This is a genomic window from Mycobacterium sp. ZZG (genome assembly GCF_054786995.1).
This window is the reverse complement of sequence record NZ_JBTBFV010000099.1, coordinates 1-10,817: the sequence shown is the minus strand read 5'-3', so window position 1 is coordinate 10,817 and position 10,817 is coordinate 1. Positions and strand designations below refer to the sequence as shown.

9 protein-coding genes and 1 pseudogene are annotated in these 10,817 nt (G+C 68.6%); 1 reads left to right on the top strand and 9 read right to left on the bottom strand.

What is annotated here, in order from left to right:
• Positions 1-442: 442 nt before the first annotated feature.
• From tyrS to ACXMYJ_RS27860, 7 genes are all read right to left on the bottom strand, one after another.
• On the bottom strand, positions 443-1,726 hold the full coding sequence (tyrS, locus tag ACXMYJ_RS27890) for a tyrosine--tRNA ligase (RefSeq protein ID WP_460359420.1): 1,284 nt from the start codon (positions 1,724-1,726) through the stop codon (positions 443-445).
• Between the two features lie 17 nt (positions 1,727-1,743).
• A complete protein-coding gene (locus ACXMYJ_RS27885; RefSeq protein ID WP_460359419.1) occupies positions 1,744-2,355 on the bottom strand; it encodes a DNA-3-methyladenine glycosylase in 612 nt (203 codons plus the stop codon).
• Positions 2,345-2,602, bottom strand: coding sequence for an alpha/beta hydrolase fold domain-containing protein (locus ACXMYJ_RS27880; protein ID WP_460359418.1), 258 nt, complete (start codon positions 2,600-2,602; stop codon positions 2,345-2,347). Before ACXMYJ_RS27880 ends, ACXMYJ_RS27885 begins: the two co-directional genes overlap by 11 nt.
• Positions 2,599-3,405, bottom strand: coding sequence for an alpha/beta hydrolase (locus ACXMYJ_RS27875; RefSeq protein ID WP_460359417.1), 807 nt, complete (start codon positions 3,403-3,405; stop codon positions 2,599-2,601). The genes ACXMYJ_RS27880 and ACXMYJ_RS27875 overlap by 4 nt, the downstream gene beginning before the upstream one ends.
• Before the next feature lie 8 nt (positions 3,406-3,413).
• Positions 3,414-3,620: a Trm112 family protein gene (locus ACXMYJ_RS27870; protein ID WP_460359416.1), complete on the bottom strand. Its 207-nt coding sequence runs from the start codon at positions 3,618-3,620 to the stop codon at positions 3,414-3,416.
• Positions 3,621-3,623: 3 nt separating this feature from the next.
• Positions 3,624-4,154 (bottom strand): hypothetical protein, encoded by a 531-nt coding sequence (locus ACXMYJ_RS27865; RefSeq protein ID WP_260752421.1) that lies wholly within the window; start codon positions 4,152-4,154, stop codon positions 3,624-3,626.
• Positions 4,155-4,218: 64 nt separating this feature from the next.
• Positions 4,219-7,191 carry an acyl-CoA synthetase gene (locus ACXMYJ_RS27860; protein ID WP_460359415.1) on the bottom strand — a complete coding sequence of 991 codons (2,973 nt, stop codon included), beginning with the start codon at positions 7,189-7,191 and terminating at the stop codon, positions 4,219-4,221.
• A gap of 112 nt (positions 7,192-7,303) precedes the next feature.
• Between ACXMYJ_RS27860 and ACXMYJ_RS27855 the strand changes: the two genes are divergently transcribed.
• Positions 7,304-9,103 (top strand): ABC-F family ATP-binding cassette domain-containing protein, encoded by a 1,800-nt coding sequence (locus ACXMYJ_RS27855; protein ID WP_260752419.1) that lies wholly within the window; start codon positions 7,304-7,306, stop codon positions 9,101-9,103.
• Positions 9,104-9,283: 180 nt separating this feature from the next.
• On the opposite strand, the gene argH is transcribed toward ACXMYJ_RS27855, so the two are convergent.
• Together argH and ACXMYJ_RS27845 are read right to left on the bottom strand one after the other, a co-directional pair.
• Positions 9,284-10,696: an argininosuccinate lyase gene (gene argH / locus ACXMYJ_RS27850; protein ID WP_260752418.1), complete on the bottom strand. Its 1,413-nt coding sequence runs from the start codon at positions 10,694-10,696 to the stop codon at positions 9,284-9,286.
• Positions 10,693-10,817: pseudogene (locus ACXMYJ_RS27845) on the bottom strand (hypothetical protein); the annotation flags it as partial. The pseudogene ACXMYJ_RS27845 and the gene argH, both read right to left, overlap by 4 nt.

The following is a 10,817-nucleotide window of genomic DNA, read 5'->3' as shown; positions in this document are numbered from 1 at the left end:
CCGATCATCAAACAAGACACCAAAAACTGGCATCCAAAAACAACCCACCCCTAAACGGGAAAAAGAGGCAGGCCAAAAAACAACAAACAAAAACCACCAAACACACTATTGAGTTCTCAAACAACACGCCCCCAGACCTGCCGCGCAGCAACCCCGGCTCGAAAGCCGTGATCCTCGTGCGGACAGATGAGGACATCCGCCGGAGCGGACTTCCCTCTGGAGTGCCGCCGCGCTCTCCGGGTTTTGGGCCCGTGTCGCAGCGACTCCGATAAGTTACGTCAGGGATAACGCCGAGTCAAATCTGCTGCTAGAGCGTGTTTTTCGACCGGTATCCGGTGCACGCCCCGTCAGGGGTTTTCGGCTCGCGATCATTCAACGACCGGCCCACCGGATTTGTTCCCCATTGCCGATTACGCGCTGACCAGGCGATTCGTCCACGACATCAGCCCACCCGCTCTATTCCGGCGACATTGCGCTTGCCGCGGCGGAGCACCAACCACTTGCCGTGGAGGTAGTCCGAGGGCTGGGGCGACCACTCGTCTGTGGTGATCTTCACGTTGTTGACCGACACCCCGCCTTCGGCGATGGTCCGGCGGGCCGCGCCCTTGCTCGCGGAAAGTCCGGTAGAGACAAGCAATTCCGTGATCGAGTCGTTACCGCCCGGCTCAAGCTGGGCCACCGAGGCCTCTCTCAGTGCCGCCGCCAACGTGGGTTCGTCGAGCTCCGCCAACTCGGCGCGCCCGAACAGCGCCTGGCTCGCGTGCTCAACGGCCACGGTCGCCGCCTCGCCGTGCACCAGGTTGGTGAGCTCTCGGGCCAGCCGTCGCTGGGCCGCCCTTTCATGCGGACGTTCGGCCGTCGCCTGCTCGAGCTCGGCCAGCTCGTCGGCGTCGAGGAACGTGAACCAGCGCAGATACGGCACGACGTCGGCGTCGGCGGTGTTGACGAAGTACTGGTACCAGGCATACGGGCTGGTCATGTCCGGATCGAGCCAAAGGCTGCCGCCGCCGGTGGACTTGCCGAACTTCTTGCCTTCGGAGTCGGTCACCAGCGGAGTGGTCAGGGCGTGCACGCTGGCTCCGGCCTTCTGCCGGACCAGCCGCACGCCGGCGATGATGTTCCCCCATTGATCAGATCCGCCGACCTGCAGGGTGCAGCCGTACCGCTGGTGCAGTTCGACGTAGTCATTGGCCTGCAACAGCATGTAGCTGAACTCGGTGTAGGAGATGCCTTCCCCCTCGAGCCGCCGGCGGACGGTGTCGCGGTCGAGCATCACGTTGACCGAGAAGTACTTGCCGACATCGCGCAGGAACTCGATCGCCGACAGCTCACCGGTCCAGGACAGGTTGTCGACGACGACCGCACCGGTGCGCGAATCGTCGAACTCCACAAACCGCTCAAGCTGACCGCGGATGCGATCCGCCCAGTCGGCGACGGTGTCGGCGGTGTTCAGCGTTCGCTCCCCCACATCGCGCGGATCACCGATCATCCCGGTGGCACCCCCGGCGAGCACGATCGGGCGATGGCCGGCCTGCTGGAATCGGCGCAGAGTCAACAGCGGGATCAAATGACCGGCGTGCAGGCTCGGCGCCGTCGGATCGAATCCGGAATACACCGTGACGGGCCCGTCGGCCAGCGCCTCGGCCAGCGCATCGCGGTCGGTGGACTGTGCGATCAGCCCACGCCATTCCAACTCATCGAGGATCGACGTGCCCTTAACACTCACGCATCGATCTTCCCGTACTAGTCGCTGCGCCCCGGCACCGGTGCCCGCGGACTGCGCCGGTAGGCCGACACCTCGGGATGGCCGGGCAGCCATATCCGCCACGGGCGGTCGGCCGCCTTGCTCACTCCCACGCGCGGCCCGGTCTCGCCCACACGTAACTGTCCCAGTTCCAACCGGACCGGAGCCGACGAATCGAACAGGTCGATTCCGTTGTCGTCCATCGTGATCCCGAGCGCCGAACACAGATTGCCCGGACCCCGCGCCAGCGCGACTTCGCGCACCGCCGGACCGCGACGGGTCCAGGCCCGGTCATGACCGGTGTCGATCACCGCCGCACGCAGTAGCACGGCCGCCGCGACGCCGTCGCTCGCGCACACCACGTTCGCGCAGACGTGGATGCCGTGGCTGCGGTAGGTGTAGAGCCGTCCCGGCGGGCCGAACATCACGGCGTTGCGCAGGCCCGGCCCGCGATAGGAGTGTGCTGCGGCATCCGGCCACGGCCCGTCTTCGGGGCCGCCGTAGGCCTCGACCTCGACAATCGTCGCGGCCACCCGGCGACCGGCCAGACGGGCCCCCAACAGCAGGCGCGCGGCAGTGAGCGGATCGACCGCGAGTAGATCAGCCGACACGTCCGGGCTGAAACACGTCGGCCAGGGCGTCGGCGACGACACGGTAAGCGACGTCCTCTTCGGCATGGACCCCGGGGAAGAAGTAGAAACCGTGCGGCATGCCGTCGGGAAAGTACTCGTGCGCGACCCCGCCGGCCGCGCGGATGCGCGCGGCGAACGCGCGGGCGGAATCGACGATCGGATCGTGCGTGCCGGCCACGACGACCGCGGGCGGGTAGTCGGTCAGGTCGCCCTCGATCGGGCTCACCCACGGGTGCTTCCACGGCGCGGTCGCCACATAGGCGCCGCGGATGAAACCGGCGAGGCCATGTCATAGACGATTCCGCGCGGCGCCAGCTCCAGGAACGACGGCCACCGCTCGAACTGGAAGTCGGCGAATGCGCCGAGCATCACCACGGCGTCCGGCACCCGCACACCCTCGTCGCGGGCCCGCAGCGGGATCGCACCGGCGAAGTTCGATCCCGCCGAATCCCCCGCCACGGCCACGCGGGTGATGTCGGCGCCGAGGTCCGAGCCGTGCCGGGTGATCCAGGTGTAGACGTCGAACGCGTCGTCGAACGGGACGGGGAAGGCGTACTCGGGCGCGGAACGGTAGTTGGCCGAGACCACCAGCGCGTCGTTGGTGAAGGCCAGTTTCCGGGCGAGGAAGTCGCAGTCCTCGGAGGAACCGACGGTGAACCCGCCGCCGTGGTAGTAGACGATCACCGGCAGCAGGCCGGACTCGCAGGACCGGGGCCGATACACCTGGCAGCGCGCCACCCCGTCGCGCACCGGCAGATACACCTGGTCGACGTCGACATCCGGTACCGCGTCGGCTCCGGTGGCCGGCACCAGCGCGGGATCGGGCTGATGTCCGTCGCCGATGTAGCCGGACCGCACCGGTGCGATCATCAGGTCGCGCAGTGCAACCGGGTGACGGTTGTTGGCGATCACCCGGTACATCGGCATCGCGGGATCGTTGGCGTCGATGTAACTGAGCCCGTCGATTACCGTCGGCGCGGTGACGTCCTTCTTCCCCGGGGGAATCGCGCGCAGTGAATCTCGGACCAAGCGTCTACCTAGGACTGCCCGACAGCCGACATCAAGCGCTGATGCTCTTGGTCGTCCACATCGACGGCCTCGTCGATCAGTAGCACCGGGATGCCGTCGTCGATGCGGTACTTGCGACGCAGCCGCGGGTTGTACAGCGCGTCATCGACCTCGACCAACGGGCCGCGGTCCTGCGGGCAGACCAGGATGGCCTTGAGGGTTTCGTCCAGCGCCATCGGTCAGCGACCCGGCATCGGGAAGATCGTGTCGCCGTCCTGGATCATCGGGTTGCCCTGATTGGGCGCCCACGCCGGACCCGTCGGGCCCATGCCGACCTGCGGGCCCGGAGACGTCGGACCGGACGGCGTCCCGTTCGCAGACTGGGCGAGCACCTTGCGCTGATAGTTCAGCGTCGACTGCAGCGCCTCGATCAGCGGGCCCTGGTTGGGACGCGAATCCAGGCCGGCCGCCAGCGCCTGGGTGTTGGCGATCGACGGCCGGATGCCGCGGGCGCGCAGGTTCATCACCTGCTCGATCAGCTTCGAGACCTGACCACCGCCGCGGCCGCTCTGGTACTCCTGCGAGATCATCATCAGGACCTGGTCGGGTGAGATGGCCGGCTTGGGCGGCTCCTCGGCTTTAGTGGTGGGCTGTGCGGACGCCGTCGGCGCGACGCCGACGACCAGGCCGAATCCGAGAGCGGCCCCGAGGAGCGCTCCCGTCGCCGCGCGGTGCAGCGACCAACCGGTCTTCTTGTCCTGCGTCGTCATCCCAACCTCCACGCAACCTCGGTAGTCGCCCCGGCGAGCCTAACAGCGCACACCGGGGCGGGCATCACTGCTGACCGCCCGCGATCTCGGTGCGCACGGCAGCGGTCAACCGCTTGTACCGATTGCTATCGGGGTCCAGGTACCAGGCGTTACGGGACGGCTTCGGGATGCCCTTCTCCTGCAGCGGCCCTGCCAGCGGACGGAACGTCGCGGTCAACGTCATATCGGAGACGACGTGCACGATGTCGGGGGCCTCACCGGCCGGCAGGTCGGCGAGCGCCTCGGACAGGTCGGCCGACGGGATGCTGCCGCCGGGGCACAGCGCCAGCGCGGTGACGGCCAGCGTGTCACCGTTGTCGGCTTCCACCCCGTAGGTGACCGCCATGTCGACGGCACCGAGTCTGCCGACCGCATCGTTGACCGTCGCGGCGAACACCGCCCCCCGCGCCGTGTGGATCACCGACGCGCGGTTGTCGACCAACCAGTAGTCGCCGTCCTCGTCGCGGCGGAACAGGTACTCGGTGGACACCCAGGTGTCGGCGGGGGCGAACACGCCGCGCTTGACCGAGGCCAGCGGGTCCACGGGTCCGCGCGGGTGCGCCAGCAGCACACCCACCTCCCCGGCCTCGGCACGCCGCACGAAACCCTGATCGTCCTCGAGGATCAGGTCGCCGTCGGGGTCGTAAGCGGCCAGCGCGATCTCGCCTCCGCCCGGCAGCGGCCTGCCCTTGCTGCCGATTTTGGCGCCCTTGACGTTGGCCAGCACCGCCTGACCGTCGGTGGTGGCGAAGAACTCGACGACGTTGGCCGGTTCGAACACCTCGACGACCCGCTTCCACAGCCCCGCGGGCATTCCGGAGCCGATGAACAGCCGGATCGGATGGCCGCCGTTCAGCGCGAACGCCGGGTCGTCGATGACCTCGCGCAGCATCGCCCAGGTGTAGGACACCACCGTCACGCCGTACTGCCGGATCTCCTGCAGGAAACGGTCCGGGCGCAACTCGCGCGACAGGGCCACCCGGGCGCCGCCGACGACCGCGCCGCCGAGGCTGACCAGCAGTCCCGATTGGTGGTGCAGCGGGGTCAGGCAGTAGACGGTGTCGCTGCGGCTGAGGTTGGCCGCCGAGGCGGTGCCGAACGCCGACAGCGCCCAGCGGTAGTTGGTGATCTGGCGGGCGACCAGGTCGCCGCTGATCGTGCTGAACCCGATGAACGCCAGGTCGCGGGCCAGGCCGGGGTTGGGCCGGTACCAGCCGGGCAGGTCTACCAGGTCCGGGTCGATCTTCTCCATGTCGATTACGTCGGCGTTGTCGGGCAAGTGGAGGTCGCGGGATTCTCCGCCGCCGAGCACCAGCACCCGCATGTCGAGCTTGCGCGCCACGTCGAGGTTGGTGGGGTCGGCGATGATCTCGGTCACCGCGCCCAGCCGCGCGGCTTCGGCGAGGTCGGCGTCGGGCGGCATCAGCACGGCCACCGCGCCGAGCCGGGACAGGGCCGCGATCGCGACCAGAGCGCTGGGCCGGGTTTCCATCAACACCCCGACCCGGGTGCCCTGTCGCACACCGACCTCGATCAGGCCGCGCACCACGTTGTTGATGCGGCGGTCGACGGCCTCATAGGTGTGCACGCGCCCGTCGAACAGCAGCGCTTCCCCGTTGGGCATGTCTCGGGCCTGCTCACTCATGATGCGGCCCAACGAGATTCGCGTGTGGTCGTTGACCTGGCCGAGGCGGGCCAGGCGCGGCAGGGTGCGCGCGGTCTCGACGGCGAGGGCCCGCGCCGACTTGTTCGCCGTGACGAGCGCGTCGGCGGCCGATTTGGCCAGAGTGAAGGCCATCTCGGTGGCCGCGGTGGCACTGTGCGCCAGCCGTGAGGTCAGCGACACCCCGCTCTCGGTGGGCTCGGACGGCTGCACCGGCATCGGCGTGACCCCGTCGGGCATACTGCCGCCGCTGTCGAGCCAGCGCACCCACTCGGCCACCGTCGGCCAGGTCTGTGTCGCGGCCTTGGATCCCACCACGAGCCCGAAATGGCCTGCGCGGATCGAGAACTCGTAGACATCGGCCTGCGGCGCGGCCCGCTTGATGCCCCGCACCGACGCCGGCTGCCCGATGTCGTCGACCTCGCCGATCACGGCGAGCACCGGGCAGCTGATGTCGGACAGCGTCACCAGGTCACCGTGGATCGAGAAGCCACCGGTCATCATGCGGTTGTGCGCGATGAACTGCTTGAGCAGCTCGGAGATCGCGGGCCCCGACCACGCGATCCAGCCCTCGGAGGCCAGGAACCGCCGCTGCTGCTCACGCGGCAGCAGCGCCTCCCGGTCGTGTAGCTGACGCAGGAAATCCAACCGAGACTGCGCGGTCTTGACCGGATCGAGCATCTGAAATCCGGTGCGCGCCAACCATCCCGGGATGTCGATGCGGCTGAACACGTGGTCGGCCATGAAGTCGGCGGCCGCCGGGGCCAGGCTCGCCGGCAGGTTCATCGGAAGCGCGGCCAGCGTGTCGACCGGCGACCCGAACGCGACGATGCTGGCCAGATCCTTGGACCGGCGATACGCCGCCGTCTGATAGGCGAACATGCCGCCCTGCGAGTAACCGGCCAGGTGGACGTCACGCCCGGTGACGGTTTTGACCGTGTCGATGGCCTCGCTGAGCGCGACCACGTGATCGGCGAGGTTGCGCTGCATCCCGCCCTCGATCTTGTCGGGGGAACCGAAGTCGATGACCCACGGGTCGATTCCGGCCTTGTGCAGGATGCCGACGGCGCCCTCGTCGCGGGTGACGTCCCACATGTCGGCCGACATCATCATCGGGTGCACCATCAGCACCGGTGCGCCGACGGGCTTGCCGCCCGGCCGGGTATCGGGCGGGAAGTAGCGGCGCAGCCGGTACATCGGCACGCTCTGGACGATCTGGAACGGCGACGGCACGGCGCCGGTCTCCAGCCCGCCGTAGCGCAACACCTCGAGCCCGTTCTGTGCAGTCGCGACCAGTCGCCCCACAGGCCTCGTGATCGCCGAGAGGTCCACCACTGCTCACTCCCCACTGTGCCGTCCAGCCGCCTGATTCCGACGTGGTCATGATGGCACAGGGCGGATCGCCGGTTTCTGGTAACGACCGTGGGCCCACTAGTGTCGGCAGACGATGGCACACCTGCTCGGGGGTGAGAACCTCCACCTGGAGTACCCCACCGGGGTGGTGTTCGACGCGGTGACCCTCGGCGTCGGCGACGGCGACAGGATCGGCATCGTCGGACGTAACGGCGACGGCAAGTCCACCCTGCTCGGGTTGTTGACCGGTCAGATCGCCCCGCACGCCGGCCGGGTGACGCGCCGCGGCGGGGTACGGGTCGGTGCGCTCGACCAGGCCGACATCCTCGATCCCGACCACACGGTGGGCTGGTCGCTCGTCGGCGGTCGGGCCGAACACGAGTGGGCCGGCGACGCCCGGATCCGTGATGTGATCGGCGGACTGGTCGCCGATATCCCGTTCGACGCGCCCGTCGGCACGCTGTCGGGCGGCCAGCGCCGCCGCGTGCAGCTGGCGGCGCTGTTGATCGACGAATGGGATGTCATCGCGTTGGACGAGCCCACCAACCATCTGGACATCCAGGGCATCACCTGGCTGGCCGAGCATCTCAAGCAACGGTGGGCGCGCGGATCGGGCGGGTTGCTGCTGGTCACCCACGACCGCTGGTTCCTCGACGAGGTGGCCACCACGACGTGGGAGGTGCACCCCGGCGACAGCGGGGTGCGCGGCAGCGTCGTCGAGCCGTTCGAGGGCGGCTACGCGGCCTACGTGCTGCAGCGCGTCGAACGCGATCGGCAGGCCGCGGCAGTGGAAGCCAAACGTCAGAACCTGATGCGCAAGGAACTCGCGTGGCTGCGCCGCGGACCGCCGGCACGGACGTCGAAACCGAAGTTCCGCATCGACGCGGCCAACGCGCTGATCTCGGATGTCCCGCCGCTGCGCAACAGCGTCGAGTTGTCCCGGGCGGCGATGGCCCGTCTCGGCAAGGACGTCATCGATCTGCTCGACGTCTCGGTGTCCTATCCGGGCGGCCGAGAAGTGCTGCACGACATCGAATGGCGGATCGCCCCGGGTGAACGCACCGGCATCCTCGGCGCCAACGGCGCGGGCAAGTCCACGCTGTTGGGCCTCATCGCGGGCACGGTGCCCCCGACGACGGGTCGGGTCAAGCGCGGCAAGACCGTGCAACTGGCGGTGCTGGACCAGGAGTCGCGCGAGCTCGAGGCGGTGGCCGGCGACATGGTCCGCGAGGTCCTCGGCCGGCTGCAGACCAGCTACCAGATCGATGGCAAGGACGTCACGCCCGCGCAACTGCTTGAGCGCCTGGGCTTTCCCCGCGCGCATCTGTCGGCGAGGGTCGGCGAGCTGTCCGGCGGCCAGCGGCGACGGCTGCAGTTGATGCTGGTGCTGTTGTCCGAGCCGAATGTGCTGGTGCTCGACGAGCCGACCAACGATGTCGACACCGACATGCTCACCGCGACCGAGGATCTGCTCGATTCCTGGCCCGGCACCCTGATCGTCGTCTCCCACGATCGTTATCTGCTGGAACGCATGACCGATCAGCAGTACGCGATCCTGGACGGCCGCCTCCGGCACCTTCCCGGCGGCATCGAGGAATACCTGCGACTGGCCGGGGAACGACCGGAGTCGCCCGAGCCGCGGGCGAAACCCGCTGCCGCCGAGCAGTTGTCGGGCGCGCAATTGCGCACCATCGAGAAGGAGATCGCCTCGATCGACCGGTCGCTGGCCAAGCTGGCCGACCGGATCACCGCCAAACACGACGAGATGGCCCACCATGACCAGTCCGACCACGTCGGCTTGGGCCACCTCACCGAACAGCTGCGAGACCTGGAAAGCCAGGTGGTCGAACAGGAGTCGCGTTGGCTGGAGCTCTCAGAGAGGCTAGAGAGCTAGATGACCTACCTGCTGCGGCCGGTCGTGCTCTGTCTGCGCTACTGGCCGCAGCTGGCAATGCTCGCAGTATCGATGTGTTCTCGACGGTGATCCGGGCTCTCGACCACCGGATCGGCCAGGCGGCGCGGCCAGCCACTGGCGCACGGGCCGGGTGTCCATGCCGATGGATGGTAGCGGCAGTTACCGCCTCAACCGGAGCCGCAACGAATCCGCGGCATCGCGCACTGCCCTCAACTGCCGGGCCACCTGGACCGGCGCGGTTCCACCACGCGCGTCGCGTGAGTTGACCGAGCCCTCGGTGGTGAGGACGTCGCGCACGTCGGGGGTCAGGGCCGGATGGATGCCGGTGAGCTCGGCGTCGGCGAGCTCTTCGAGCCCGATCCCGCGGGCCTCGGCGGCGCGTACCGCCGCGCCGGCGGCTTCGTGGGCGACACGGAACGGCACCCCGCGGCGCACAAGCCATTCGGCGACATCGGTGGCCAGCGTGTAGCCCAGCGGGGCAAGCCCGGCCATCCGGTCGACGTCGAAGCGCAGGGTCGCGACCAGGCCCGCCATCGCGGGCAGCAGCAGCTCCAGCTGCGCCACCGAGTCGAAGACCGGTTCCTTGTCCTCCTGCAGGTCGCGGTTGTACGCCAGCGGTTGTGCCTTCAGGGTGGCCAGCAGCCCGGTGAGGTTACCGATCAACCGGCCGGACTTGCCGCGGGCCAGTTCGGCGATGTCGGGGTTCTTCTTCTGCGGCATGATGGAGCTGCCCGTCGACCACGCGTCGTGCAGCGTGACGTAGCCGAATTCCGTTGTGCTCCAGAGGATGATGTCCTCGGCGAGGCGCGACAGATCGACGGCGATCATGGAGAACACGAACGCCGCCTCGGCCGCGAAATCCCGGGACGCGGTGGCGTCGATCGAATTGTCCGCTGCGGAACCGAAACCGAGTTCGTCGGCGATCGCGTCGGGATCAAGGCCCAGCGATGAGCCGGCCAGCGCACCGGAGCCGTAGGGCGACACCGCGGCCCGCTTGTCGAAGTCAGCGAGCCGGTCGACGTCGCGCAGCAGCGGGTGCGCGTGGGCGAGCAGATGGTGGGCCAGCAGCACGGGCTGCGCCGACTGCAGATGGGTTTTGCCCGGCATGATCGCGGTGGGGTGCGCGGCCGCCTGGGTCTGCAGTGCGGACACCACGTCGAGCACACCGTCGGCGACCCGCCGGATCGCGTCGCGCAGCCACATCCGGAACAGAGTGGCCACCTGGTCGTTGCGCGAACGCCCCGCCCGCAGACGACCGCCGAGGTCGGGGCCGACCCGGTCGATCAGGCCGCGCTCCAGCGCACCGTGCACGTCTTCGTCGGTGACCAGCGGTCCGAAGCTGCCGTCGGCGACGTCAGCGCCGAGGCTGTCCAGACCGGCGAGCAGCCCGTCACGTTGTTCCTCCGTCAGCAGACCGGCACCGAACAGCACCCGCGCGTGCGCTTTCGACGCCGCGACGTCGTACGGGGCCAGCACCCAGTCGAAGTGGGTCGACTTGCTGAGCGCGGCAAGGGCGTCGGCCGGTCCGTCGGCGAAGCGGCCGCCCCACAGCGAACCCTCGTTGGTGCTCACTGGTGCACCATCCTTGTGTCGGTGATCTTGGATGGATTGCCGATGCACCCGAGGTGCCGCTGATCTATCGCCCTGCTCGCTCGACACATTCGATGTCCAGCATGAGTTCTGCGGAGGCCAG

Coding starts and splice junctions, on each gene's coding strand:
- ACXMYJ_RS27855 (WP_260752419.1), top strand. CDS start 7,304: ATGGCACACCTGCTCGGGGGTGAGAACCTCCACCTGGAGTACCCCACC.
- ACXMYJ_RS27870 (WP_460359416.1), bottom strand. CDS start 3,620: ATGGCGCTGGACGAAACCCTCAAGGCCATCCTGGTCTGCCCGCAGGAC.
- ACXMYJ_RS27865 (WP_260752421.1), bottom strand. CDS start 4,154: ATGACGACGCAGGACAAGAAGACCGGTTGGTCGCTGCACCGCGCGGCG.